30 protein-coding genes are annotated in these 24,849 nt (G+C 71.6%); 14 read left to right on the top strand and 16 right to left on the bottom strand.

Translation table 11 applies throughout. The features are described 5' to 3' along the window. On the bottom strand, positions 1-314 hold a 314-nt coding region (locus BL253_RS36575; protein WP_241835472.1), incomplete at its 3' end, for a DUF6444 domain-containing protein. Between the two features lie 332 nt (positions 315-646). Between BL253_RS36575 and BL253_RS36570 the strand changes: the two genes are divergently transcribed. From BL253_RS36570 to BL253_RS36560, 3 genes are all read left to right on the top strand, one after another. Beyond that, positions 647-1,102: a flavodoxin family protein gene (locus BL253_RS36570; RefSeq protein ID WP_076822471.1), complete on the top strand. Its 456-nt coding sequence runs from the start codon at positions 647-649 to the stop codon at positions 1,100-1,102. A 230-nt stretch (positions 1,103-1,332) separates the two neighbouring features. Beyond that, complete coding sequence (locus BL253_RS36565; protein WP_076822469.1) at positions 1,333-1,848, top strand: SigE family RNA polymerase sigma factor; 516 nt, start codon at positions 1,333-1,335, stop codon at positions 1,846-1,848. Further along, positions 1,845-3,092 (top strand): TolB family protein, encoded by a 1,248-nt coding sequence (locus BL253_RS36560; protein ID WP_116438930.1) that lies wholly within the window; start codon positions 1,845-1,847, stop codon positions 3,090-3,092. The genes BL253_RS36565 and BL253_RS36560 overlap by 4 nt, the downstream gene beginning before the upstream one ends. 393 nt (positions 3,093-3,485) lie before the next feature. Here BL253_RS36560 and BL253_RS36555 read toward each other — a convergent pair whose 3' ends face one another. From BL253_RS36555 to BL253_RS36540, 4 genes are all read right to left on the bottom strand, one after another. Next, positions 3,486-3,731, bottom strand: coding sequence for an AbrB/MazE/SpoVT family DNA-binding domain-containing protein (locus BL253_RS36555; RefSeq protein WP_076822465.1), 246 nt, complete (start codon positions 3,729-3,731; stop codon positions 3,486-3,488). A gap of 297 nt (positions 3,732-4,028) precedes the next feature. After that, positions 4,029-4,637, bottom strand: a complete 609-nt coding sequence (locus BL253_RS36550; RefSeq protein ID WP_076822463.1) for a DUF4865 family protein — start codon at positions 4,635-4,637, stop codon at positions 4,029-4,031. A gap of 41 nt (positions 4,638-4,678) precedes the next feature. Beyond that, positions 4,679-5,074, bottom strand: coding sequence for a (R)-mandelonitrile lyase (locus BL253_RS36545; RefSeq protein ID WP_076822462.1), 396 nt, complete (start codon positions 5,072-5,074; stop codon positions 4,679-4,681). Continuing rightward, positions 5,065-5,676, bottom strand: coding sequence for a TetR/AcrR family transcriptional regulator (locus BL253_RS36540; protein ID WP_076822460.1), 612 nt, complete (start codon positions 5,674-5,676; stop codon positions 5,065-5,067). The genes BL253_RS36545 and BL253_RS36540 overlap by 10 nt, the downstream gene beginning before the upstream one ends. Before the next feature lie 328 nt (positions 5,677-6,004). On the opposite strand from BL253_RS36540, the gene BL253_RS36530 reads away from it, so the two are divergent. Beyond that, positions 6,005-6,220, top strand: a complete 216-nt coding sequence (locus BL253_RS36530) for a flavodoxin (RefSeq protein WP_076822458.1) — start codon at positions 6,005-6,007, stop codon at positions 6,218-6,220. Between the two features lie 3 nt (positions 6,221-6,223). Here the strand turns inward: BL253_RS36530 and BL253_RS36525 are convergent, their stop codons facing one another. The 3 genes from BL253_RS36525 to BL253_RS36515 all read right to left on the bottom strand — a co-directional run bounded on the left by BL253_RS36525 (position 6,224) and on the right by BL253_RS36515 (position 9,494). After that, on the bottom strand, positions 6,224-6,424 hold the full coding sequence (locus BL253_RS36525) for an SDR family NAD(P)-dependent oxidoreductase (RefSeq protein WP_076822456.1): 201 nt from the start codon (positions 6,422-6,424) through the stop codon (positions 6,224-6,226). Between the two features lie 1,251 nt (positions 6,425-7,675). Continuing rightward, positions 7,676-8,491, bottom strand: a complete 816-nt coding sequence (locus BL253_RS36520) for a serine/threonine-protein kinase (protein WP_076822454.1) — start codon at positions 8,489-8,491, stop codon at positions 7,676-7,678. A 166-nt stretch (positions 8,492-8,657) separates the two neighbouring features. Further along, a complete protein-coding gene (locus tag BL253_RS36515; RefSeq protein WP_131831672.1) occupies positions 8,658-9,494 on the bottom strand; it encodes a hypothetical protein in 837 nt (278 codons plus the stop codon). Between the two features lie 374 nt (positions 9,495-9,868). On the opposite strand from BL253_RS36515, the gene BL253_RS45000 reads away from it, so the two are divergent. Further along, positions 9,869-9,994, top strand: coding sequence for a hypothetical protein (locus BL253_RS45000; protein WP_274535302.1), 126 nt, complete (start codon positions 9,869-9,871; stop codon positions 9,992-9,994). Between the two features lie 7 nt (positions 9,995-10,001). On the opposite strand, the gene BL253_RS36505 is transcribed toward BL253_RS45000, so the two are convergent. Continuing rightward, positions 10,002-11,258, bottom strand: coding sequence for an MFS transporter (locus BL253_RS36505; RefSeq protein WP_241835469.1), 1,257 nt, complete (start codon positions 11,256-11,258; stop codon positions 10,002-10,004). After that, positions 11,255-11,413 carry a hypothetical protein gene (locus BL253_RS42645; protein WP_158230496.1) on the bottom strand — a complete coding sequence of 53 codons (159 nt, stop codon included), beginning with the start codon at positions 11,411-11,413 and terminating at the stop codon, positions 11,255-11,257. The genes BL253_RS36505 and BL253_RS42645 overlap by 4 nt, the downstream gene beginning before the upstream one ends. A 93-nt stretch (positions 11,414-11,506) precedes the next feature. On the opposite strand from BL253_RS42645, the gene BL253_RS36500 reads away from it, so the two are divergent. From BL253_RS36500 to BL253_RS36490, 3 genes are all read left to right on the top strand, one after another. Next, entirely contained in the window at positions 11,507-12,253 is a 747-nt protein-coding gene (locus BL253_RS36500) for a helix-turn-helix domain-containing protein (protein ID WP_076822479.1), read from the top strand. Positions 12,254-12,312: 59 nt separating this feature from the next. Then, positions 12,313-12,690: a YchJ family metal-binding protein gene (locus BL253_RS36495; protein WP_076822451.1), complete on the top strand. Its 378-nt coding sequence runs from the start codon at positions 12,313-12,315 to the stop codon at positions 12,688-12,690. A gap of 151 nt (positions 12,691-12,841) precedes the next feature. Continuing rightward, positions 12,842-13,642 carry a methylenetetrahydrofolate reductase gene (locus BL253_RS36490; RefSeq protein ID WP_076822478.1) on the top strand — a complete coding sequence of 267 codons (801 nt, stop codon included), beginning with the start codon at positions 12,842-12,844 and terminating at the stop codon, positions 13,640-13,642. 101 nt (positions 13,643-13,743) lie between these two features. Here the strand turns inward: BL253_RS36490 and BL253_RS36485 are convergent, their stop codons facing one another. Then, on the bottom strand, positions 13,744-14,697 hold the full coding sequence (locus tag BL253_RS36485; protein ID WP_076822449.1) for a Rossmann-fold NAD(P)-binding domain-containing protein: 954 nt from the start codon (positions 14,695-14,697) through the stop codon (positions 13,744-13,746). Positions 14,698-14,809: 112 nt separating this feature from the next. On the opposite strand from BL253_RS36485, the gene BL253_RS36480 reads away from it, so the two are divergent. After that, a complete protein-coding gene (locus tag BL253_RS36480) occupies positions 14,810-15,799 on the top strand; it encodes a GlxA family transcriptional regulator (RefSeq protein WP_076822448.1) in 990 nt (329 codons plus the stop codon). 62 nt (positions 15,800-15,861) lie between these two features. Here BL253_RS36480 and BL253_RS36475 read toward each other — a convergent pair whose 3' ends face one another. Next, on the bottom strand, positions 15,862-16,704 hold the full coding sequence (locus BL253_RS36475) for an SDR family oxidoreductase (RefSeq protein ID WP_076822446.1): 843 nt from the start codon (positions 16,702-16,704) through the stop codon (positions 15,862-15,864). 130 nt (positions 16,705-16,834) lie between these two features. On the opposite strand from BL253_RS36475, the gene BL253_RS36470 reads away from it, so the two are divergent. Beyond that, complete coding sequence (locus tag BL253_RS36470; RefSeq protein WP_076822444.1) at positions 16,835-17,209, top strand: winged helix-turn-helix transcriptional regulator; 375 nt, start codon at positions 16,835-16,837, stop codon at positions 17,207-17,209. A gap of 119 nt (positions 17,210-17,328) precedes the next feature. Continuing rightward, positions 17,329-18,504 (top strand): MFS transporter, encoded by a 1,176-nt coding sequence (locus tag BL253_RS36465; protein ID WP_076822442.1) that lies wholly within the window; start codon positions 17,329-17,331, stop codon positions 18,502-18,504. On the opposite strand, the gene BL253_RS36460 is transcribed toward BL253_RS36465, so the two are convergent. Continuing rightward, positions 18,481-19,266, bottom strand: coding sequence for a helix-turn-helix transcriptional regulator (locus BL253_RS36460; protein ID WP_158230495.1), 786 nt, complete (start codon positions 19,264-19,266; stop codon positions 18,481-18,483). The genes BL253_RS36465 and BL253_RS36460 overlap by 24 nt on opposite strands. 404 nt (positions 19,267-19,670) lie before the next feature. Between BL253_RS36460 and BL253_RS36455 the strand changes: the two genes are divergently transcribed. Genes BL253_RS36455 through BL253_RS36445 form a run of 3 tightly spaced genes read left to right on the top strand, consistent with a single transcriptional unit; the run spans position 19,671 to position 22,491 of the window. Beyond that, a complete protein-coding gene (locus BL253_RS36455) occupies positions 19,671-20,252 on the top strand; it encodes an RNA polymerase sigma factor (protein WP_081439053.1) in 582 nt (193 codons plus the stop codon). Continuing rightward, positions 20,249-21,511: a TolB-like translocation protein gene (locus BL253_RS36450; protein ID WP_076822438.1), complete on the top strand. Its 1,263-nt coding sequence runs from the start codon at positions 20,249-20,251 to the stop codon at positions 21,509-21,511. The genes BL253_RS36455 and BL253_RS36450 overlap by 4 nt, the downstream gene beginning before the upstream one ends. An 8-nt stretch (positions 21,512-21,519) precedes the next feature. After that, complete coding sequence (locus BL253_RS36445) at positions 21,520-22,491, top strand: hypothetical protein (protein WP_076822437.1); 972 nt, start codon at positions 21,520-21,522, stop codon at positions 22,489-22,491. Positions 22,492-22,693: 202 nt separating this feature from the next. On the opposite strand, the gene BL253_RS36440 is transcribed toward BL253_RS36445, so the two are convergent. From BL253_RS36440 to BL253_RS36435, 3 genes are all read right to left on the bottom strand, one after another. Then, a complete protein-coding gene (locus BL253_RS36440) occupies positions 22,694-23,143 on the bottom strand; it encodes a peroxiredoxin (RefSeq protein ID WP_076822474.1) in 450 nt (149 codons plus the stop codon). A gap of 288 nt (positions 23,144-23,431) precedes the next feature. Next, complete coding sequence (locus tag BL253_RS45990) at positions 23,432-23,740, bottom strand: hypothetical protein (RefSeq protein WP_241835467.1); 309 nt, start codon at positions 23,738-23,740, stop codon at positions 23,432-23,434. Between the two features lie 94 nt (positions 23,741-23,834). Then, positions 23,835-24,653, bottom strand: a complete 819-nt coding sequence (locus BL253_RS36435; protein WP_241835466.1) for an aminotransferase class V-fold PLP-dependent enzyme — start codon at positions 24,651-24,653, stop codon at positions 23,835-23,837. Positions 24,654-24,849 lie beyond the last annotated feature (196 nt).

Here is a 24,849-nt window from a genome sequence, read left to right as displayed (position 1 = left end):
ACCATGTTCCGCGTCTGCCCCGGCTCGCCCGGCTGCTTGCCACGGGGCCGGCCCGACGCCGTCCGCGACGACCGCTTCGGCGCCTTCGTGAACGGGCTGTCCGACGACGGCGGACGCGACGACGTCGAACTGTCCGTCCCGAGCCGGCGTTCGAGCTCCGCGACCCGCGCCGCCAACTCCTCGGCCCGCGCGGTCAGCCCCTCGATCAGCGCCGCCTGCCGTTCGATCAGCGCGGCCTGCCCGGCGATGACAGCCACCTGCTCCGCGACCAGACGCTCAAGCTCCTCATAGCTCGGCCGGCCCGCAAACTCCACCCCCGCAACCTAGCCGATCTTGCCCCGCCGCCCGACAACCAGGAGACCGATCACCACACAAGATCCGGAAGACAGCCGCTCAACCGAGCTGAACAGCTACCTCGCGAGGGTATTGAGCCAGTCTCGCGGAAGTCCGATCTCGGCTGCCAGCGACGCGCCGCCGATGCAGGCCCCAATGCCGCGTCACCAAACACGCGCCCCGCCGCCTGCGCCAGTTGGTCGATGATCGGTCCGGCGTTACGCGTCACCGGCGGCGCGCCACCTCTGACCGATCTCCAGAGCTCGCGCCGCGGTGGCACGCCATGCCTGCCGCGGCACTACCATGCTTACCGATGCCCACCCTCTTGATCGTCCACCACACGCCGTCGCCGACGATGCAGGCGATGTTGGAGGCGGTGCTCGCCGGGGCGCGGGACGACGCGATCGAGGGCGTGGATGTGGTCGTGAGGCCGGCGCTGGCCGCGAGCGCCGTCGACGTGCTCGCCGCTGACGGATACCTGCTCGGCACGCCGGCGAACATCGGCTACATGAGCGGGGCGCTCRAGCACTTCTTCGACCAGATCTACTACCCCGTACTTGAGGCGACTGTCGGTCGGCCGTACGCACTCTACGTGCACGGTGGCAGTGACACGACTGGGGCGATTCGCGGGGTGGAGACGATCGCCACTGGGCTGAAGTGGAAGCGTCTGCGCGAGCCACTGTCGATCGTCGGTGAGGTGGACGCCGACGGCCGTGATGCCTGCTGGGAACTGGGGGCAACGGTCGCGGCCAGCCTGATGCCCGCGTGATCTGGACAAGCCAGACTCCCGGCCCAGCCACGCAGGTGCAGCGCGCTGATGCCCGCGTGATCTGGACAAGCCAGGCAGATCATGTAGGGAGATTTTCCGGTCGGCGAGCGGCGGATCGGTACTCTCCCGCATCTCTATACATGTGCGACTAAGACCGTCCGCGCAGCCGGACCTGGGGCCTGCGCGCGACTCCTCCTCCATCTACTCGCCGACCCCCGCAGCGGGCRAACCTGGCCCCGCCGACCCGCAAACCCGATCCGTACGCCTCCATCGGAGTGTTGTTCGGCGAGCATCGCCCTGGCCTGTTGCGGCTCGCGGTCGTCCTGCTCGGCGATCAGCGCACGGCCGAGGACGTCGTTCAGGAGGCGTTCATCGGGCTGATACGGCACTGGTCGGGGCTGCGTGACCCGGACAGCGCGCTGGCCTACGTCCGGTCCGCCGTTCTCAACGGCGCGCGGGGGGTGCTGCGCCGCCGGGCAGTGCTCGCGCGGTTCGGTGTCCGCCATGATCCTGCGATCTGGTCGGCCGAGTCGGCCGCGATGTTCCAGGAGGATCGGCGTGAGGTGATGGCCGCGCTGCGCAGCCTCGCGCCCCGCCGCCAGCAGGTTCTGGTCCTGCGCTACTACTTGGACCTTTCGGACAACGAGATCGCGGAGATGCTCGGCATCACCTCCGCGACCGTCCGCTCCACAGCGACCTGTGCGCTGCGCACGCTGGCGCGCCAACTCGGGGAGGTGGCTGTATGACAGCCCTGGAAGATCGGCTGCGCGACGCGACCGCCGCGACGGCCGCGCTGGTTTCCGCTGACCGGGTGACCACAGCGCCCACCCCCACCCCCACGCCTGCGACGGGACGCGCGGACGTAGCCATTGCGGTGTCGCCCGGGAGCAGCGTCCGACCGCGCCGGGATCAGCGAGACGTGCTTCGCGGCGGCTCCACGCACGGCCCTGCCGGCTGGCTGGTTCCGGCGTTGGTCGCCGTCGTCGTTCTGCTCGTCGTCGGCGGCGTGGTTCTTGTGCCTCGCGTGACCCGGCAGCCTGCGACGACGACGGCGCCGGCTGTCTCGTCGGCACGCTACTTCGTCACGAACATGGGCGGAGGCGGCACGGGCTATCGGGAGATCGCGGTCCGCGACGCGCTGACCGGGACGGTCACCGACTCGGTGTCACCGCCTGGCGGGATTGAGTTCGACGCCGTCGCTGGGACGGCCGACCCGCGGGTCTTTTACGTGTTGGCGAGCGGTAGCGGCGGTGGGGTCGAGGTCGAACGACTCGCGATCAGCTCGGCCGGGAGGGTCGGCTCGCTGAACGTGGTGCGTACCATCTCGCAGCCATGGGGCGGCGGCTGGTTCGCCGCGTCGCCGGACGGGAACCGGCTCGCGTTCCCCACCCCGTTCGCCGCCCCGAACGGCACGATGCCCCCGGCGGGCATCGCCGTGGTGGATGTCCGGACCGGGCACGTCACCTCCTACCTGGCGGACCGGCCCGGCAGCGCACGGGACTTCAGCTGGTCCGCGGATGGACGCCACCTCGCCTTCCAGTTCAACGATGAGGGAGACGGAAAACTGGCCGACAGGAGCGGGCTGTGGCTCCTGGACACCGACGGGTCCGGCGGGGACCTGCTTGCGAACGCGCGTCAGGTTGTCGGATGGAAGATGGGCGGCAACGGTTACGCGTCGCCGGTCCTCAGCGCCGACGGCAGGAAGATCTACGCCATCGACGCCCAGCAGCGCAGCGGCGGCACCCGGGTTACCCGGGTCATCGAACTGGACGCGGCCACCGGCAGGCAGCTGCGGATACTGTTCGAGCAGCCCTACGTCAACCGTGGCAACACCATCTGGGCCTTCGACACGATGGCCCTCGACCCGACCAGTCGTCTGCTGATGGTGGTCGACGGAGCCGGTGGCGCCCATCGCATCGACATCGCGACCGCGCGGGCCACCCGGATCCCCTTCCCGCGGGGCACAACGCCGAATTCGATCGCCTGGTGACCCGGCCCATGTCCGCCATCTGCCCGCGCCTCGAGGCGACTGACGGTCGGTCCCGAGTCCCTGCCAGAGCCGGCCCTACGGCCGGGGGCCTGGTTCGGTCACTGCGAAGCGAGCTGGTCCACGGTGATTCCGACGGCTTCGTATGTTGCGGTCGCTCGCTGGTCCAGGTCTCCGACAGGGTGAGGAACGGTTCGGTGAATCGTTCGGTGAGGAACGTGTGCACGGTAGAGGGCTGTGCCCGGTGTGGGGGCGGGAGCCGGGTCAGTACCGAGTAGGACTCAATTGCCGCGTGCGCGATGAGGCGCGGACGGCCGGCCATGACCTTGCGTGCGATGGCATGGTGCTCGTGCCAGCTGGCAAAGCAGGCCACGACCACACTGGTGTCGACGGCCTTCATCGCCTGGTTCGCTCCAACGTGGCACGTACCAGGTCGGCGCTCAGCACCGGCATGTCCGTGTCAGCGACGGCGATCACGCCGTCGCCCTCGTCCACCAGGGTCATCGGTGTCGGTGCTGGAACGATCTCCAGCCGTCCGTCTCGTTCCGCGATCTCCAGCGTCTGACCTGCCGTGAGCCCGAGCGCATCACGCAGCGCCTTGGGGATGACGATGCGCCCGGCAGCGTCAACGGCAGTTCGCATGCCAGAAATCTACTATCGGCCGCTGATCATGAGCTGCCCTCCTCGGTTTCCCGTTCCTTCACGTACTCGTGTGCCCGTCGCTCGGGCGTTCTCCGCTGGCGTTGGAACGTCATCGATCTCTCCGGCGGGCCRCATGGTCGCCAGCACCATCGCTTCGGCCAACCGGATGAACGGGACGACGGCAGCGCCACCGCCCGTCCGGGGAGCGCGGTCACGATCCCGAACGGCTGCCAGCCGCCGTGACGGGAGCCTCTGACGGACGGGGTGGCAGCACGTGGCGAATCCGCCAGGGAGTGCCTACCAGCTTCTTTCCTCGGGCAGATCGGAGATATGCGGCGCGCACAGGTGCAGGATTTCGTACGTCTCCGTGGCATCTGGATCCAATGGCACCGTGTCCCGCCACAGAATCATCCGCACCAGTTGCCAGTGCCGAGGGTCGAGCGCCAGCGCTGCGGTATGTACTGCCTCGTGCCCGGCCAGCTCACGTAGGTGCTCGATCTCCTGCTCGACCCGATCGATCTGACCTCGGCCGTCCGGATCCGGGCCCGTTGTCAACGGGCAGATGCGGCGGGAGGCGGACCTCGGGGGCGTGGTTCGGGCCGGGCCAGCCATAGCGGCCACACCCATCCAGTGGTGCACGGTCGGGCGGCCGAAGTCGCGGATGATGTTCTGGAAGCCCGCACCACCGACCAGGAAGTGACCCATCGCGCCGGTGTCCGCCCACAGGTAGAACGGGGCGTACTGGTTGGCGGGCGCGCCGGCGACGCCGCGCTCCCGGATGGTGTACGCCTTCAGCCCGAGGCCGACGCGGTCGTCGAGGGCGTGCCCGGTCTCGGCCACACGGCGACGGWTGATTCGCATGTCGTAGTCGGAGGGCAGGGTTATTTCGTATTGCGTCGCGTACATCGAACGCCTTCCTTGCGGTCGTGTTACCGGCTGGCTGCGGATCAGGCGTGGTATTCGGTGTCGGTGACGGGAGCCCCGCGCTCTGCTTCGGTGCCGTCCTCGGCGACCTCCTGGACGGCGAGATGGGTCATGAATGTGGTGGGGTAAGCGCCGTGCCAGTGCCATTCGTCCGGGAGAATGCGCACGCTGTCGCCCGCGCGGAGCACCTCGACCGGGCCGCCGCGAGCCTGAACGACGCCGGTTCCTTCGGTGACRTAGAGCACCTGGCCGAACGGGTGACGGTGCCACACCGTGCGGGTGCCGGGAGCGAAGTGGATGGTGTCGACGCGAACCCTTGAGGCGACAACCGGGGCGGCGATCTCGTCCACCCAGGCGGTGCCGGTGAACCACTCGGATGGCGCGGTGACGGAGCGGGCGCCGGAACGCGTCAGCTGCATAGACCGTGTGCTCCTTGCGTGGGGGACGAACTACCGGGGGAGGCCGCGTGAGCGGCGAGCAGGCCGAGAACACCGTCCACAACCTGGGTGAATGGCGCGGTGGAGTTGGCCGCGCGGGCCAGTACATATCCGCCCTGGAGCACCGCGACGATGGTCGAAGCCGTGGAGGCCGGGTCGAGCGCGGCATCCAACTCGCCGCGCCTACGCCCTTCGGCCAGGACCCCCTTGAGTTGGTCCTGGAGCCAGGCGAAGGTTTCCTCCACCGGCCGGCGAAGCGCCGGATCGGCCATCACGTCCGGGTCCTGGGTGAGCCGGCCGATCGGGCAGCCTCTGAGGACATCGCGTTCCCGCCGCAGGTAGGTCGCGATTCGCTCCGTGGCGGTGCCAGGCCCGGAGAGCTGAGCCTCGGCTGCGGCGCGTAGCTCCGTCGCGGTGCGAGTGATCGCGGCGAACGCCAGGTCGGGCTTGCCGCTGAAATGGTGGTACATGCTGCCCTGCCCGGCTCCCGCCCGCTGTTGTATGGCCTTGGGGCTCATGCCGACATAGCCGCGTTCCCACAGCAGTTCACGTGTGCTCTCGATGAGGCGATCCGGGGTGTCCACCCGGCAACTGTACATACTAGTTGGTACAGAGGCGACCCCGGTGGCGGCCCGCCGCCGAGACATCGGTGTCCACGCTTGCCTCGGGGCGCGAGGGGCCAGGCGAGGCGCGTGTCTGGTCAATGCTTGGCGCCCATGGTCGAAGGCCGCGACCGGCATGCGCTGGAAACGTCTTCGAGGGCCGTTGACGGTCGTCGGCGGTCCGGACGCGGCGACGTGGGAAGGGTGCCGAGAGCTGGGCGCCACGGTGACGGCAAGCCTCATGGATACTTAGCGTGACCAACCAAAGCATACGAGTTTCGAGTCATTCTGCGACTGCGTCTACTATCCGATCTTGGAGGCGACGGTTGGTCGCCCGTACGCGCTCTATGTGCACGGTGGCAGCGACACCATCGGCGCGATTCGAGGGGTGGAGACCATCGCCACCGGTCTGAAGTGGAAGCGCCTGCGCGAGCCGCTGTCGATCCTCGGCGAGGTGGACGCTGCTGCGCGCGAGGCCTGCTGGGAGCTGGGCGCCACTGCTGCCGCATCGATGATGACCGGTTGACGGCTAACTCTCGCTCGACGCCGCGTCGGCCACCTGACCGTCGGCGCGATCGGGAAGTTCGGCGAGCGCATTCTTCGTGGTCGCCGGATTGTCCGACGCGACGACTACCGACGCGCCGGCGGCCGTCACGGCCTTGGCGGTCGCGAGGCCGATGCCGCTGGTACCGCCAATCAGGACGACCCGAGTGCCTGCGGTAATACTCACGGGGACTTCCCCTCAGCCGGTTGGCCGGTCCGTGGCCTTTCGGCAGCCTAACGGCGCCGTCTCCTGCCACCACCGTCTCGTTTGTCGGGGCGTGCTGCCGGTCGTGGGATCAGCGCAGGGTGGCGGTGGTCCAGGGCTCGCAGGTGTCCCCGCTCACCTGTCTGGTGTCCCACTTGCAGCCTCGCCAGTGGAAGCCGATGACCTCTKACTGGGGCCCGGCGACGGAATCGGACCGTTCGACCGGGGCGCAGTCGCCGCCGAGCTGTACCCGGCCCGCGTGCGCGGTTCCCTGAGCATCCGCATAGCGGTACTCCGCGTAGATGCTCCAGTCGTCGCCGCAGAGAAGATCCTTGACCGTGAAGGAGTTCCGGCCCTTCTCGGGATTCGCGGTTCCCGCGTTGAACCAGATCACGCCGGCGTAGTTGCCCGCGGCGTGGTAGACGATCTCGCTGGTCTTGCCGCCATCCGGGTCGGGTCGCGGGGCCGGGGCCGGGGCCGGGGCTGGCGCTGGTGCCGGAGCCGGGGACGTCGTCGGCTCGTCGCGTGGGGGAGTGGTCCGGGTGCCCTGATCCGGTTCGGCGGAGCCCCCGGCTGGGCCTGTCGGCCGGTCGCCGGTTCCGGATTCCGCCGGCGACGAATCGGTGGATGACGCGGCCGACGCACCGCCGGCCGGGCCTTCGTTCCTCGTGCGGTCGTCGGAGGAACGAGGCTGCCCCGACGCGGTCCCCGGAGTCGAGCGCGGGGCCGTCGCGCCGTCCGCGGCCAGGGCTCCTCGGGGCCCGCCGCCCAGACCGATCAGCGCCACCGTTCCCGCGACCACGGCCAGTAGGACCGCGGCCGCGACCGCGAGCAGCACCACTGGCCGGCGACGGTCCGGCCGGCTACCTGGTGGCATCGGCCGACCCGGAAGATCATCGGCCGGCGGCCACGATGTTTCCTCGGCTGGTGACGCCGACGTCCCCCACGGCGTCGGCTCCGCGACCGCGGACGGCGGAGTCGGCGCCGGCAAGGCCGGCTCCACCACGTCGGCTGCCTGCAACTCCGCCGGCCGCGGCCGCGCATCCTCCGCCGGCCGCGGCCGCGCGTCCTCCACGGGCGCCGGCCGCGCGTCCTCCGTCGGCGACGGCTGGGCCGGCTGCTCCCCGAGGTCCGCGGGTGCGGCCGATACCTGCGGCTCGGTCCCCGCGCTGGCCGGATACTCCGCGTCCCCGCCCAGCTGGCGAACGGCTGCCTCGGCGGCGGCCAGCCCGGCTATCTCCCGGCCGAGCAGCTCGCCGACCAGGTCGATCGCGCCAGGTCTCGCGGCGGGGTCTCGCGACAGCGCGCGCCGTAGCGGCGGTTCGAGCCGGTCGGGCAGGTCGGCGAGGTCGGGCTCGGAATGCAGCCGGCGCAGCGCCGACGCGATCGGTGAGTCGGTCTGCGGCCCGGCGAACAGCCCGCGCCCCGTCGCGGCGAAGGCCACGCAGAGGGCCCAGGCGAACACGTTCGCGGGGGGCCGACGCGCTCGCCGAGCAGCTGCTCGGGCGCCATCCAGCCGAGCGTTCCGAGGATCTCCCCGGTCCGGGTGTGTGCCGTCTCGTCCAGCGCACGCGCGATGCCGAAGTCGATGGCCTTCAGACCGTCGCCGCCGAGCAGGATGTTCCCCGGCTTGAGGTCCCGGTGCGCGACCCCGACCTCGTGGACCGCGGCGAGCGCGCTCGCGAGGCCCGCGGCGAAGGCCTCGAGCCGGGGGCCGGCGAGGCAGCCTCGCTCGGCGACCGCCCGGGTCAGGCTCACGCCGTCGACGTATTCCATGGCCATCCACGGCCGGCCAGCGTCGATGTCGGCCGCCAGCACTTCGGCCACGAACCGGCCGCGCACCCGACGTGCGGCGGCGACCTCGCGGCGAAAGCGGGCGCGGAAGGCCGGATCCGCCGCGAGGTCCGGCCTGATGACCTTGATGGCTACCGGAGGGCCGTCCGCCTCGGAGGCGAGATAGACGGCACCCATGCCGCCCGACCCGAGCCGCCCGTGCACTCGGTAGCCGCCGACTGTCTGTGGATCGCCCTCCGCCAACGTCGCCAGCACGTCCCCCGCCCCCCGTCGAGCGTCTGCCTTCCCGCCGAGCCGCGTACCCCGTCATGATCTCACAGCCGACCTCTGGCGGTATCGGCCTTGCCACGCAGCGCACCCGACGTGGGAACGTCCTGACTCGGGAGCGGCGTCAGGGTGCCCCCTCGGCGGCGGGGCGTAGCTACCGACGGGCCGCGTTCCGGACCGCCGCCCGAAGAGGCTCCAGGGCGGGGTGCTCGTGCAGCCCGTCCCGGCCGTGCAGCGCCCAAGCCGCGTAGGTGGCGATCGCCGCGCCGCTTTCACCCACGAGCCGCAGCGGCACGGCGTCGCCGAACTCGAAGACGACGGACCAGTTCATCGGCTCCGGATAGAAGGCGGTCACCCCGCTGAAGTAGAAGCTAAGCCATCGACCGTTCGCGTTGCAGACGACGCGCTCGCTGGTGAGCACGACCTGGGTTCGCTGGTGCTCCCGCCACCGGTAGGCCGCCTCCGCGGCGGCCGCGCTGCGGCGGGCATTATTACCCATCGCCGTGAATGCGTAGCCGGCAGCCATAAACGGCAGACTTCCCAGGAAGAGGCCGTCGACATGTGTGTAGGTGCCGTCACCGGAGTAGTAGCGCGAATAGCCTGCGGCGAAAGAGAGGTATGCCTGTTCGCCGGGATGCAGGACGAGACCCCACACCGTGAGCGGCGGTAGCTGCCGGCCGGCGGCGAGATGGCTCAAGAGCTCGCAGGCGCCGTGCCAACTACGTTCGACCTCCGCCGCCGCCCGCGCGTCCCGCTCGGCTAGCAAGGCCGCCGCATGGGCGCGGACCTTGCGCCGGTGGCGCCACCAGGCGCGCACACCGTTGCGCACGGCGAGGATGAGTCCGACCAGGAATGCGGCGGCCGCGATCCAGCCGATGATCGCGAAAACCACGAGAGTCGCGCCGTGCTGGTCGGTAGAGGTCCCGATCAGCACTGCGGTGGAGACGAGCATGAGAACGAGGGGGACAAGCCACGTCCGGTGCCTACTCACGACCTTGGCTCCATGATCCAGTTTTGTGCTATCTTTTGGTGTTCGACGGTTGGCCCGGGTTATCCCGTGAAGGTAACAATAGGGCTACGTAGCGTCTCTCGCCGCCGCTTTGCTGGCGGCGGTCGTACGCACTGATGAACCCGAGGCGCGGCTCGGTGGGCGGCGGGTCGCCCCGGCGGTCCGTACCGGCGCGGGGCGGACCAGGATTCGAGCGCCCCGAGGTGGGGTGGTCCGGCCGTTAACACGGCGTCGACGCTAAGTTCTGCGACCAGATCTACTACCCGTGCCTCGACGCGACGGTTGGCCGCCCGTACGCGCTCTACATCCACGGCAACAGCGACACGACCGGAGCGGTCCGCGGGGTCGAGACCATCGTGACCGGACTGAGGTGGAAGCGCCTGCGCGAGCCGCTGTCGATCGTCGGTGAGGTGGACGCCGCCGCGCGCGAGGCCTGTTGGGAGCTCGGAGCGACGGCGGCCGCCAGTCTCATGGACGGGTGAAGTCTGCTCAGGTCGCGCGCCTCCGGTCCTGTGCGTCCTGCGGTCGTGTCGGCCGGATCTCGGGCAGGAACACGGCCAGAAGCAGACCCGGCACCGGGACCAGGCAGAGGACCCAGAAGACCGCGGCGATCCCCCATGCGTCGGCGATCGCCCCCAGACCTGGCGCCGCGAGACCTCCGATGCTGACGGCGAGTCCCAGGGTGACGCCGGCGGCGGTTCCGGGACGGGTCGGCAGGTAGTCCTGGCCCAGCTTGACGAGCACCGAGAACGGAATGTTGATCGCCACTCCGACGGCGGTGGCGGCCAGCAGCGCGATGCCCGGGCTGGGCGCGACGCGCAGTGCGACCAGCGCGGGGATCGCCAGCGCGGTGCCGGCCTGGACCGTCCGCACGGCACCGGCGCGGTCGGCGATCCGCCCGCCGGCCAGTGTGCCGGCGACCCCGCCGACCAGGAAGCAGGCCAGCGCGGCGCCGGCCGTGGTGTGACCCGTGTGCAGGTGGCGGAGCCAGTACAGCTCGATGAACGTGTTCACGCCGAAGAAGAGGACGGATCGCGCGCTCTCGACCGCGGTGAGGAGGAGAAAGGGCCGCCAGCGGTCCTCGCCGCCGGCCGGGCCGACCGCCGCCACCGAACTGGCCGCCGCCTGCCGGCGATGGGCCCGCAGCAGCACGAAGCCGACGAGCACCGCGGGCGGGATGAACAGCGCCGTGGCGGCCAGGCCCAGACCGGCCAGCGCCGGGGTGGCCAGGACAGGCGCCAGGAAGAACCCGACGCTGCCGCCGGCGGCGAAGACGCTCATCGCCGCCGTGCTGTCGCCCGCGTCGATGCGCGCTGCCCGCCCGGCCGCGGGGTGGAACATCGCCACGCCGGTCCCGGACAGCAGGATTAGCGACCAGGTCAGGGCGTACCCGGGCGCCAGCCCGGCGAGTCCGACGCCGAGCCCGGCGAGGACGACGCCGACCGCGGCCAGCGGCCCGACTCGCCGGCGGTCGACGAGCAGGCCGATCAGCGGCTGCGGTAGCGAGCTGCCGAGCGTCGCGGCCAGTGTGAGCCCGGAGGCGGCGAGGTAGCCGTAACCCCGGTCGAGGACGAAGTACGGAACACTCGCCGGCACCAGTCCCTGATAGAGATCGTCCACGGCGTGGGCCGCGGCCCACATCCGCATCCGTCGCCACGGCGTCCCCGGCGCCGCTGGCTCCTGCCTGGTGGAGGCCGTGCCTGGAGCGGTAAGCGCCGCGGCCCGCGCGTCGTCGACGGCGGTCACGCCGGCCCTCCCGCCGCCCCGGCCGATCCCGCCTTGGCCTCGTCGTCCTCGATGTCCTCGATGTCCTCGACGCCGAGGGCCACCGAGCCGTGCCCGCTCACCTCCGTGACGAGAACGCAGCCGTCGGGGGCGGAGATCTGGTGCGGCACGGTCATGGCGGCCTCCTGGCGTCGGTTCCTCGAGGGGCGACCGCCAGCATGGTCGTCGACATGAGCGGCGGGCCACCGCCAAGCCGTATGGTTCTGTCGATGGACCGCCATTTCTTCGCCGGGCCGGAGCTACGGCGGTTGACGGACCGGGAACGGATCGACTGGCACGACCACGCCGAGCATCAGCTCATCTACCCGGGCACCGGAGTCCTGAGGGTGACGACCGAGGTCGGTTCGTGGGTGGTGCCGCCGTTGCGAGCCGTGTGGCTGCCGGCGGGTGTGGCCCACGCGCACCGGGCGCACGGGCCGACGCATCTGCACTGCCTGGCGTTCCCGGAGGCGGACGATCCGTTCGGTTTCCCCGACCCGACCGTGGTCGCGGTACCCGCCCTGCTCCGTGAGATCATCCGGGCGCTCTCGGAGACCGGTCTGGCGCCCGCCGACCGCCGTGACCTGACCGCCGTTCTGCTGCGTTCGCTGCGGCCGGTGCCCGAGCTCCGGTTGTGCCTGCCCCAGCCGCGCGACGACCGCCTCGCCGCACTCGCCGCGATGCTGGACCGTGACCCCGCGGATCCGCGACCTCTGGCCGAGCTCGGCAGCGCCGTCGGGGCCAGCGAACGTACCCTGAGCCGCCTGTTCCGCCGCCAGACCGGCATGACGTTCCCGCAGTGGCGGGCCCAGCTCCGACTGCACTACGGCCTGACCCTGCTCGCCGGCGGTGAGCCGGTCACCGTCGTCGCCCTTGCCTGCGGCTACAGCAACCCGAGCGCCTTCACCGCCGCGTTCCGGGACGCCTTCGGCGTCACGCCCGCCCGTTACGCCCGCGAGACGCAGCCGCAGCCGTGACGACGCCCCGCCGGGCAACGAGGCCCGAATGATCGTGCGTCATCGGTCAGACTGCGGGGGTGGTGAGTGAGCTTTGTCCGTGCGGATTCGGACTGACCTACGGCGAGTGTTGTGGCCGGTTCCACCGGGGCGAGGCAAACGCCCCGACGGCGGTCGCACTCATGCGATCCCGGTACGTCGCCTTCGTGCTGAACGAGGTCGCCTACCTGCGGGAGACCTGGCACCCGAGCAGCCGGCCGGCGCGGCTGACGCTGCCGCGCGATCGCCGCTGGACGGGTCTCGACGTGCTGGCGACGTCCGGCGGCGGGATCTTCGACGTGGAGGGGACGGTCGAGTTCGCGGCACACTACCGGACCGGCGGCCGCGACGGGGCGCAGGCGGAGCGCAGCCGGTTCGTGCGGGAGGACGGTCGCTGGTTCTACGTGGCCGCGGTCTGACCCGCACGAGAACGCGGCGGCGACTACCGAAACAGTACGACCAGCGACCAGGTGGTCATGGGTCGCCAGCGATACTGGGGCGTGGGTGGGGCGGACTCGCCCTGGGAACGCGGAGGCGGCATTGACTGAGCAGGCGGTAGCCCGGAACGAGATCGGCAGGGCGAGCCGAGGAACCTCGACGAACGGCTTCGAACTGATCTGCGAGATCGAACCGCCGACTCGGCCCGATCTCACCCACGCCCGCCACCAGATCGGCGTTCTTGCCCCCGTCGCCGACGCCTTCCTGATTCCCGACAATCACCTGGGGCGCGCGACGGTGTCCAGCATTGCCGTCGCCCATGAGGTTCAAGCGATGGGCGGGCGCAGTATCGCCTGCGTGAACTCCCGTGACCGCAACCTGCTCGGGTTCCGCCGCGACCTACTCACCGCCGCTGCCTACGGCGTCGAGGAGTTCCTCTTCGTCCAGGGCGACAAACCCACCGCCGGGAACCGGACCGGTGACCTCACCGTGCGCGCCATGATCGAGGAGGTTCGCGCGGTCGCCGACGACCCGGTCTACGCCGGCCGGCCCTCCTTCCGCGTCGGCACGGCGGCGGGCCTGCGACCGCTGCCCGCCTGGAAGCGCGCGGCCGACTTCGTCTTCGTCCAGGTCAGCTACTCGGTGGACGCCCTTCTGCGCTGGCGCGATACCCACCCGATCGATCGGCCTGTCTACGCGGGCGTGATGGTCCTCGCCAGCGCCGGGATGGCCCGGCGCCTCGCCGCGACGATCCCCGACATCGACATCCCCACCGACCTCGTCGAACGCGTCGAGCGCGACCAGGCCGCTGGAGTCGACGCCGCCTGCGAACAGATCCTCCGCCTACGCGACAGCGCCGCGTTCACCGGCGTCCACCTCGTCCCCGTCAGCCGCTACCGCCAGGTCGCCGCCCAACTCGAAGGACTTCTCTGACCACACTGGAAGCCGGCCCAGCCCCCGAGAAGCCGACGTGACCGGGGCGGGCCGGACGAGCCGGCCCGCCCCGCCCGCCCCGCCTTCGCGGGGTCCGCCTCTCAGCGTCCGTTCGCGGGAGTGGTCGGCGTGGCGATGGCGCCGCCCGTCTCGACGATCTCAGCGATGACCTTCTCGATGGGAGTGGCCTCGACACCCAGCAGCCGGCGCGTCTCGGCGCTGTCGAGGATCGCGGGCTGCTCGATCATGTAGAGCATCTCCACAATCTCCGCCAGGACGCTGTCGGCGGCGGCCAGGGCGGCGAGCTGATCCCTGGTCATCGCGGCGAGGGTGACCGGCGCCGTCCCGGCCGCCCGAGCGATCAGGTCGGTGAGCTGGCGGACCGAGAGAACGGTGCTCGGCACATGCCAGGCGCGCCCCCAGGACGCCTCGTGCTCCCCGGCAGCCACAGCCGTTCTCGCGGTGTCGACGGTGTAGGTCCACGAATGTGGGACGTCCAGGTCCGCTGGAAAGAACATCGCCTCCTTGCCACTGAGGACCGACGGCTGCACCGTCAGGGTGTAGTACGAGGCCGCGCCGGGCCCGAGGAAGTCGTGCRCCCGCACCTCGGTGGTGCGTACCCGGCCGGCGTCGTGTGCCGCCTTCGCGTCGGCCCACATGCGGGCGCGTACCCGGCCCTTCTCGGTGGTTGCCGTGAGCGGGAGGTCCTCGGTCATCGGGCCATCGACCGGGCCATAGCCGTAGGCGTTGCCGACCATGACGTAGTCCGCGCCCGTTCGCCCGGCCGCCGTCAGAAGCGACGCGGCGAGGGGAGGCCAGAGCTCTGGCCACTGGTCGTACGGCGGCATGGCGCAGTTGTAGAGGGTCGCGGCGCCGCGGAGGATCTCCGTGAGTCCGTCGGTGTCGGTGGCGTCGGCCTTGACGAGCTCGATGTTCGGATGGCGCGGCCCGGTCCCGCCACGGCTGACGAGCCTGACCCGGTTGCCTGCGTCGGCCAGCAGGAGGGCGGTGGGAACGCCAGTGGCCCCGGCGCCTACGACGATCTTGACTGACACGTGTGCTCCTGTGCGCGGACGGATGGTGGCTTCGTGCTCTGCCAGCCAAATGTCCGGCGTGGGGGCGTCGTACAGTAGTGGCCTGAATGCCATCATTCCCAAGGATCTGGCCATGCAGCTGAACAGGCATCGCGTCGGCGTCCTCGCCATCCCGCCCGTGACGGTCTTCGACTTCGCCATCCCCGAGCTGGTCTTCAGCGCCGTCGAGGTGGACGGGGCCCCGGCGTACGACGTTGTGGCCGGTGCCGCCGAGCCCGGCGTCCTGGCAAGCACCGGCAGCGTCAGCCTGGTCGTCGAACATGGGCTGGACGCCCTGCGTGCGGCGGACACGCTGATCGTCACCGGGTCCGGCCGCCGAGAAGGCTTCGACCCGCGCGTCCTCGACGTGCTACGCGACGCGGCGCGTGAAGGACGAAGAATCGCGTCGATCTGCACCGGCGCGTTCGCGCTGGCCTCAGCGGGCCTTCTCGACGGGCGGACCGCCACGACCTACTGGCCGTACACCGACGAGTTCGCCCGGCGGTTCCCACGGGTCAACGTCCAGCCCGGCGTCCTCTACACCGACGACGGCGACGTTCTGACCTCGGCGGGCGTCGCCGCCGGCCTCGACCTCTGCCTGCACCTGATCCGGCTCGACCACGGCGCCGCGTCGGCCAACCAGGTCGCACGGCTGGTCGTCATGGCACCGGTCCGCCATGGCGGACAGCAGCAGTTCATCGACTCGCCGCTACCGCCCGCGCGAGGCACCACGCTCGCCGGGACCCGCTCGTGGGCGCTGGAGCGGCTCGAGGAGGAGCTCGCACTCAGGGACCTCGCTGCGCACGCCCATACCAGCGTCCGCAACCTCACCCGCCGATTCCAGGCCGAGACTGGCCTGAGCCCGCTGCAGTGGCTTCTCCACCAGCGCATCGACCGGGCACGCGTCCTCCTCGAGACCACCACGCTGCCGATGGACCAGATCTCCCGGCGCAGCGGCCTGGGATCGGCCGAGTCGCTGCGCCAGCACTTCATCCGCCGGGTCGGTGTGCCGCCAAGCACCTACCGCGCCAGCTTCGCGGGCCCATCGTCCCCACCTGCGAGCAGGCGGACCGCGTCGCCCTGACCTGGTGGCTCAGTCCCACCGGGCCCGCGGTAGGCCCGCCGTAGACCGGGGTCGCGGACGGGTCAGCGGAAGGCGTCGATGTTGTCCCGAGCCCAGTCCGCGAACCCCCGGCCGGGTCGGCCGAGCACGGTGGCGAGGTCGGGGCCGACGGCGCTCTCCTCGGGGGTCGGGCTTCCGAGGATGGTCAGGGTGTCGTCGGCGATGGAGGCCGGCATCCACCTGGCCATCTCCTCACGCGCCTGCTCGCGGGAGACCTCGACGAAGGCCACCGGTTCACCGAGGGCCGCGGCGAGGGCCGCCGCCCGATCACGCGGCGAGCTGGAGGGCCCGGCCAGGACGTAGGTCTGGCCGCCGGTGTGGCGCGAGTCCAGCAGGGCCTCGGCCGCGACGTCGGCCAGGTCGGCCGGGTCGACGGAGGGCAGCGCGACGTCGCCGAACGGCGCGTACACCGTCCGCTGCGCCGCTATCGAGGGCGCCCAGGCCAGCGCGTTGGAGTGGAAGCCGCCCGGTCGCAGGATGGCCCACTCGAGGCCCGACCCCGTCACGGCGTCCTCCAGCACGCGGAACCCGTCGTAGGCCGACAACTCCGGACGGGTACCGGCGGCGATCGACGACAGGAGCACCACCCGGTGGACACCTGCGGCCTTGGCGGTACCCAGGATCGCCGCCGCGTCGAGGCCATCGCCGGAACCGTGGACGAGCAGGAACAGCGCGTCGGCTCCCCGGAGCGCGGGGGCCAGGCTGTCGGGGTCGGCGAGGTCGGCGCGGACGGCGGTGAGGCCGGCCGCGGCCGGAAGGGGCGCCGAGGCGCCTCGGGACACGGCGGTCACTGTCTGGCCGCCGGCGATCAGGTTCTTGACGAGGGGGCGGCCGATGTTGCCGGTCGCGCCGGTCACGACGATCACAGGGGGTACCTCCGGGTCTGGCTTCTGGACTGACCCGGGACACGCTACGGTCATGTAGATAGTAGGTTCCCCATGGAAAGTGACTGGCGCCAAGGTGACCAGCGCCAAAATGACCAGCAACGGAGCCCGCATGACAACCACTGCCGGGGCGACGACCGACGTTCGCCCCTGCCCGATCTCGCCGGTCGTCGAGCTGGTGTTCAGCCGCTGGACCACCCCGATTCTCTGGACGCTGCACGAACACGGCACGCAGCGCTTCGTCGAACTCGAGCGAACGCTGGGCGTCACACCGAAGGTGCTGACCCAACGGCTGCGGCAGATGGAACGCGACGGACTGGTGGTCCGTACCTACCACCCGGAGATTCCGCCCCGGGTGCAGTACGAGATCAGCGAACTCGGCGAGAGCCTCGCCCCCGTCTTCGCCGCCCTCACCCAGTGGTCCGAGCGGCACCTTCCATCCGTGCGGGAAGCACGCGCGGCGTACTCCGGGCCGCTGCCCCGCTGAGCTCGACCACACGCCCCACACGCCCCGCGCCCCACACGCCGGCCCGGAACAGGCCGCGGGATCAACGGGAGGCGTCGCGGCATCAAGTCCGCCGGCCGGCCGTGACGCAGGTTGGATTTATGAGCAACCAGACCTCCGCGCCCACGCTGACCGGCGAGGCCACCGCACCGGCGACGACCTGGATGCCGATGGTCGCGCTCGCGTCGGGGACGACCGTGCTCGTGACGAGCGAGTTCCTGCCCGCCGGCGTGCTGCCGACGATGGCCTCGGACCTGGGCGTCAGCGACGGTGTCGCCGGCCTGGCGGTCGCGGTCACCGCGATCGCCGGTGCCGTCACCGCGCCCACGATCGCGCTCGTCCTCCCGCGGACCGACCGGCGCTCGGTGCTCGTCGCGTTGCTCGCCACCGGCGCGGTCGCCAACCTCGCTGTGTCGATCGCCCCGGACTTCGCCGTCCTGCTTCTGGGCCGACTCCTGCTCGGGATCGCGATCGCCGGTTTCTGGTCGTTCGCCTTTGGCGCGGGCCTGACCGCGATGCCCGGCCGGCCCAGCGTCGTGTCGACCGCGCTCGCGTTCGGCGTGAGCCTCGCGACGGTGCTGGGCGTGCCGCTCGCCGCGCTTCTCGGCAACGACGTCGGCTGGCGGGCCTCGTTCGCCGGTGCCACGGTTGTCTGCGCCGTCGCCGCGGCCGGGTTGGCGTTCGCCCTGCCGCCGGTTCCGGCGCATCCGTCCGCCGGCCTGCCGATGCTGCGCGAGGCCATCGCGCGCCGACGGCTCATGGCGGGGATCGGGTGCGTTGGCCTGGCCGCGTTCGGGAACTTCGCCAGCTACCCCTACATCAGGCTCGCGATCGAGCGCGTGAGCTCCTCCCATACGACGTGGTTGCTCGTCGCCTGGGGTGTCGGTGGCCTGGCGGGCAACTTCCTCGCCGGCGCGCTCGCCGCGAGGCTGCGGCTTCTGGCGGCCGCGGCCCCGGTCCTGCTTGGCGCGGGCCTGCTGGTCACCGCCATGGCGCACTCCCTCGTCCTGCTCGCGGCCGGGATCGTGCTGTGGGGGTTCGCGTTCAACATGGTGCCGGTCGCCACCCAGCTGTGGGTCACCCGGGTCGAGCCGGACCGCGCGGAGTCCGCGGTGTCGCTCCAGGTCACGGCGTTCCAGGCCGCGATCACGCTCGGCGCGGTGGCCGGCGGCGCGCTGCTCGACGCGCGCGGCGTACGGTCGCCGCTCGTCGTCGGCGCTGCTGCGGCGCTCGCCGCCGGCATCGGGTTCGGGCTACTGCGCGTGCCCCGCGACTGACGACGGCGACAGCGCCTCCGCGCGCCAGGCCTGCGGCGCGAGGCCGTGATGGGACGCGAACGCCCTGCTGAACGCCGCGATCGAGCGGTAGCCCACCGCGGACGCGACCCCGCCCACCGGCTGGGAGCTGTCGGCGAGCAGCCTGCGCGCCTCGTGCATCCGCAGCTCGCGCAGGATCTCCATCGGGGGCCGTCCCGTCGCGCGCCTGAACCGCGCCGTCAACGCGGATCGCGACAGGTGCACCAGCCGCGCCATCCGGTCAGGCGTCCAGTCGTCACCCGGGTCTGACGTGAGGGCGGCGAGCACGCGGGCGACGGCCCCGTCCTGGCCTGGCCGCTCGACGCCTTCGCCGTTCTCGCCGGCCTCCAGCCAGGACGTCACCAGCGCGGCGCCGAGAACGCCCGCATAGCCCTGCGCGAACAGGGGCGTGAGGCATCGGCCTTCGAGCGGGCACGTTCCGATGAGGCGTGTCACGGCGGGATGGCGACCGCTGAACCCCGGGATGACGAACGGGCTCGGCAGCCGATGGGACGACGCCACGACAGGTCGCAGGTCCGCGACCGCGAGCATCAGGTCCTCGCCGGCGATGAGCCGGTGGGCGGTGCGCGCCGCGATGAGCGCCGCGTCTCCCGCCTGGAGAGAATGACAACCGTCCGCGGTCTCGAGCTCCGCTGAACCGTCCAGGACGAGCGCCCACAACGGACCCGCCGCGCGTGGGACGGCCGAGCCGGCGGGAACGCGCTCGTGCTGGAGGAACGACATCTCCCACACGTGCCCGCTCGCCGAGAGGCGCGTGGCGCGAGCCCTCGGCTCATTCACGATCGCGGCCATACCCGGGGGAGCGCTCCGGCGGGTGCGGAGTATTCCGGACCGGCAAGGAGGCGAGCCCGCCCCTGCGCCAGCTGGTCACCGATCAGTCGGGCGCCGCGTGCCACCGGTGGCACGCGGCGCTGACCGCGCCCCCCACCGGCAACCACACCAGGACACAAACAGCGATCACCGAGGGGTAGACGTGTCGGGCGGGAGTACTCGCCTGGCCGCGCGGTAGGCGATTTGTGAAATTTTCGGCGGGCGAGCAGCAGACGGGTGCCTTCACGCATCTCTGTTATGTGCGACCAGAACCGTCCGCGCGGCCGGATACCGTTCCTGCGCGAGACTTCCCGTCCGTGGAACCGCTGAGCCCCGAGCCGAGCGACGAGGGCCCGGACGAACCAGCGGCCGACTCAGGAGCACCGGCCGTCTCAGGATCATCGGCCGACCTGTATGCCTCCGTCGGGCAGCTGTTCGGCGAGCACCGCGCCGGGCTGTTGCGGCTCGCGGTCGTGCTGGTCGGTGATCAGCGCACGGCCGAGGACGTCGTCCAGGAGGCGTTCATCGGGCTGATGCGGCACTGGTCGCGGTTGCGTGACCCGGGAAGCGCGCAGGCCTATGTCCGGGCCGCCGTCCTCAACGGCGCCCGTGGTGTGCTGCGCCGCCGGGTTGTGCTCGCCCGGATCGGCGTCCGCCATGAGCCCCCGATCTGGTCGGCCGAGTCCGCCGCGATGTTCCGCGAGGACCGTCGCGAGGTGATGGCCGCGCTGCGCCGCCTCGCGCCCCGCCGCCAGCAGGTCCTCGTCCTGCGCTACTACCTGGACCTTTCCGACGGCGAGATCGCCGACATGCTCGGCATCACGCCCGCGACCGTCCGCTCCACCGCGACCCGCGCGCTGCGCGCGCTGGCCCGGCAGCTGGGGGAGGGGGAGGAATGACGGCCCTCGAGGACCGGCTGCGCGACGCGACCACCGCGACGGCCGAGCTGGTGACCAGAACGTCCCCGTCCTCGTCCGTGCCCAGGTCCGGGTCCGAGCCGGCGGCGCGGCGCGGGGCCGAACCCGTCGCGGTGTCGCCCGCGAGTCTCGCCCGCGAGCGCTGGCACCAGCGCGGCGCGCCTCAGGGCGGCGAAGGGCGCGGCCCCGCCCGCTGGCTCGTGCCGGCGCTGGTCGCCGTGGTGGTCCTGCTCGTCGTCGGCGGCACGGTTCTGCTGCCCCAGGTGGTCGGGCAGTCGCACCGGCCACCGGCCGCGACGGTCACCCCAGCCGTCTCCCCGGCCCGCTACTTCGTCACGAACATGGGCGGGGCCGGCGCGGGCTACCTGGAGATCGCGGTCCGCGACGCGCTGACAGGGGAGGTCACCGACACGGTGCCGCCGGCGAGTGGGACCGTGTTCTCCGCCGTCTCCGCGACCGCCGACCCGCTGGTCTTCTACGTCAAGGGCAACGCCAGCGGCGACGCGGCCCGGGCCTATCGGCTCACGATCAGCGCCGCTGGGAAGGTCGTCTCGCTGAGCGAAGTGGGTACCGTCTCGCGGCCGGAGGGCGGCGGCTCGTTCGCCGCGTCCCCGGACGGGAACCGGCTCGCGTTCCCGGCCCCGTCTCCCGTCACGAACGGCAAGCTCCCGCCTGCGGGCATCGATGTGGTGGACGTCCGGACCGGGCGAGCCACGCGCTTCACGGCGGACCGGCCCGGCGGTACGACGGACCTCAGCTGGTCGGCCGACGGGCGCTACCTCGCCTTCCAGTTCAGCGACATGGGGGCCAGGCAACCGGCGGACAAGGCCGGGCTGTGGCTTCTCGACACCAGCCGGCGCGGCGGTGACCTGCTCGCGAACGCGCGCCGGGTCGTCGGCTGGAGCGCGGGCGGCAACGGCTACGCGTCCTCGATCCTCAGCGCCGACGGCCGGAGGATCTACGCCATCGACGCCCAGCAGCGCGACGACGGCACCCCGGTCACCCGGGTCATCGAACTGGACGCGGCGACCGGCAAGCAGCTGCGCGTGCTGTTCGAGCAGCCATACGCCAACCATGGCAACACCATCTGGGCCTTCTTCTCGATGGCCCTCGACCCGAGCGGCCGCCTGCTGATGGTCGTCGACGCGGTCGGCGGCGCCTACCGCATCGACATCGCGACCACGCGGGCCACCCGCATTCCGTTCCTGCGGGGCACGATCCCGAACTCGATCGCGTGGTGAACCGGCTTATGACCACACTTGAGGACCGCCTGCGGGACGCGACCGCGGCGACAGCCGACCTGATGACCACCGACCGGGCACCCGGAAGGGCCCCGGTGTCGCCCGCCAGCCTGGCCCGGCAACGCTGGTACCACCGCGGCGAGCCGCGGCACCGCGGCGGACCGCGCGTGGGGGGCGGCCGGGCGCGGCGTCTCACGCCCGCCCTGGTCGGGCTCGTCGTCCTGCTCCTGGTCGGCGGCTCGGCGGTCGTGCTGCCCCAGGCGCTCCGGAAGCCGCCCGACCGCTGGGCGGCGGCCGTCGCCGAGGCCGGATTCCCGGCCCGTTACTTCCTCACGAACATCTCCGACGGGCAGTACCAGGAGGTCGCCGTGCGGGACGCGCTGACCGGCGCCGTCACCGCGACCGTCCAGCCGCGGTCGGGTGAGTTCTTCACGGCGGTCGAGGCGACGGGCGACCCGCGGGTGTTCCACGCCTTCGCCTACGACCGGGCCACGCCCAGGGGGTTCGCGTACCGGTTGACGATCGACGGGGCTGGCCACGCCGTCTCGCTGGTCCGGGACAGCACCATCAAGCCGATCTTCGGCTGGGGGACGGACGGGCCCCTGCCACCGCAGCTGCCGCCGAACACCGCGCCTCCGACGCTTCTGCAGCGAGACACCATGATCACCCCGCTTCTCGGCGTCGGCGGCACCCGGGTCTACGTCATCGCCGCCCAGCAACGTCCCGGCGGGGCCCCGGTGACCCGCGTCGTCGAGCTGGACGCCGCCACCGGCCGTCAGCTGCGGGTCCTGTTCGAGGAGCCGAAACAGGTCCGGGGCAACACCCTCTGGACGTTCACCCAGATGGCCCTCGACCCGGCCGGCAAGCTCCTGATGGTCGTCGACGGCGGTGGCGCGGCCTACCGCATCGACATCGCCACCGCCAAGGCCACCCGCCTCCCGTTCCTCCGCGGCACCAACCCCAACTCCATCGCCTGGTGACGCCGCTGGCGCCGCCAGGGCGCGGGAGGAGCGCGGACCAGAGGCCGCCTGGTACGTCGGGCTCCACCCGGAAACGGGCGGAGCCCCGCGTCGGCGGGACGGCCGAACGACATGTGCGCGAGGTGCGCGCGGCAGATCCGGGTGCACCATCGCCCTGCCGCCCTGCCGCCCTGCCGCCCTGCCGCCCTGCCGGTGTACCGCGCTACCCGCCCAATGCCGCCAGGGCCTTGTCAGCGTGCGTGTTCATGTTCAGCTCGCTGGCGATGGCCTCGATGATGACCTGGTCCGTACCGATCACGAAGGTGGCGCGCTTGACCCGCAGCAGGTCGATCGGCCGCTTCACGCCAAACGCCCGCGACACCGTGCCATCGGCGTCCGACAGCAGCGGGTAGTCGAAGGAGTGCTTGTCGGAGAACTCCTTCTGCTTGGCCACCGTGTCGGTGCTGATACCGATCCGCTGGGCGCCGACCTTGGCGAACTCCGCCGCGAGGTCCCGGAAATGACAGCTCTCCGCGGTGCAGCCCTTGGTCATCGCCGCCGGGTAGAAGAACAGAACGACCGGACCATCCGCCAGGAGGGCGGAAAGCCTGCGAGGAGTGTTGGTCTCGTCCGGCAGCTCGAAGTCCGGCGCGGTGTCGCCGACACCCAGCATCTGTGCACTCCTCATCTCGGGCTGGGCGACGGGYATCGGCCCGACGGCCAGGGCCGCCTGCGCGACGGCCGTGCTCGGACGGTATCCCGGCTTGGTGACGGTCTGCACGAGATGGGCGGCCGACGGCTACGACCGATCGGCGCGGGCCGAACAGGGGCCGATGTCTCGGCCCACGGCGTGGAGACCATCGTGACTGGGCTGAAGGCGACATGACCGTGACCGGGGCCGGCGGCTGAAATTCATCGAGTATTCGGCCAGACGCACCTGCTCAGCGGTCGAAGTAATCCTTTAGGCCCGAGAGGAGCCGGTCGACGTCGCTGTCGTCGTTGTACGGCGCCAGCCCGAGGCGCAGGCCGCCGGCGTCCCCGAGGCCGAGCCGATGGGAGGCCTCGCGGGCGTAGAAGGAGCCGGCGGGGCGTTGACCCCACGCTTGCCGAGGAAGGTCCGGATGTCCTGCGGGTCCCGGCCCTCGAAGGTCGTGAAGAGGGTGGGCGTACGGCGGGTCGCTCGTGACCACAGGGGGACGCCGGGCAGTTCGCGCAGCGCTGCCTCGATCCGCTCGCACAGGACGTCCTCGTGGGCCTCCGGGGCCGCCATCGAGGCGAGGAGCCTCGCCCGGCGCCCCGCACCCGAGTGGTCGCGCCGGGTGCCAGGTCGGCCAGGAAGTCGATGGCGGCCGTCGTGCCGGCCATCAGTTCGTAGGGGAGGGTGCCGAGCTCGAACCGCTCGGGCACGGCGTTCGTCGCCGGCAACAGCTTGTCGGGGGCGAGCCGTTCGAGAAGTTCCGGCCTGCCGTAGGTGACGCCGCAGTGGGGCCGAGGAACTTGTAGGGCGAGCAGGCGAAGAAGTCCGCGCCGAGGGCGGGTACGTCGACCGCGGCGTGCGCCGAGTAATGCACGCCGTCGACATGCAACCAGGCCCCGGCGGCGTGGACCACCTGGCTGATCGCGGCGATGTCGGGCATGGTGCCGATCAGGTTGGAGGCCGCCGTGACCGCGACCAGCCGTGTGGCGGGGGACAGGACCCGCTCGATCTGGTCCGGCCCGAGCTCGCCGGTCTCGGGGTCGAAGTCGGCGAAACGGACCGTCGCCCCGACCGTCCGCGCCGCGATCACCCAGGGCCGGACGTCGCAGTCGTGGTCGAGTCGAGTGACGACCACCTCGTCGCCGGGTCCCCACCGTTTCGCCATGGTGCGGGCGAGGTCCATCGTGTTCCCCGTCATGCTGCGACCGAAGATCACACCGTCCGGCTCGACACCGAGGAAGTCGGCGAGGGTGCCGCGGCACGCGACGACGACGTCCTCGGCGTTGCGCTCGGCGGGCGTCACGGTGCCACGGTTGGCCAGCGGACGGGTGAGCGTGTCGTACACCGCCCGAGCCACGACGTCGGGGGTCTGCGAGCCTCCCGGCCCGTCGAAGTGGGCGGCGCCGGCAGCGAGCGACGGGAAGTGGCCGCGGACCGCGGCCACGTCGTAGGCGGTGGCGGCCGGGGCGGTGTGGGACTCGTTCATCACCCCCAGCCTGCCAGCCAGGACCGCGCGGAAGCGTCCCCGATCCCCGATCCCCGATCTGTGGAGGCCAATGCCGCCGGTCTGATCGAGGAGGCCGGCTACGGTGGCGTCACTAGTGCAGCCGCGCGTAAATCTTGCTGGTCTGGTTGGTGGTCATTTGGTCCAGGCGGTGGGGTCGCCGGCGTAGAGCCCGCAG

Source organism: Pseudofrankia asymbiotica, from assembly GCF_001983105.1.
In the GTDB taxonomy this organism is placed as follows: Bacteria; Actinomycetota; Actinomycetes; order Frankiales; family Frankiaceae; genus Pseudofrankia; species Pseudofrankia asymbiotica.
Note: the sequence above shows the minus strand (reverse complement) of the source record. Positions and strands in the feature narration are given on the sequence as shown.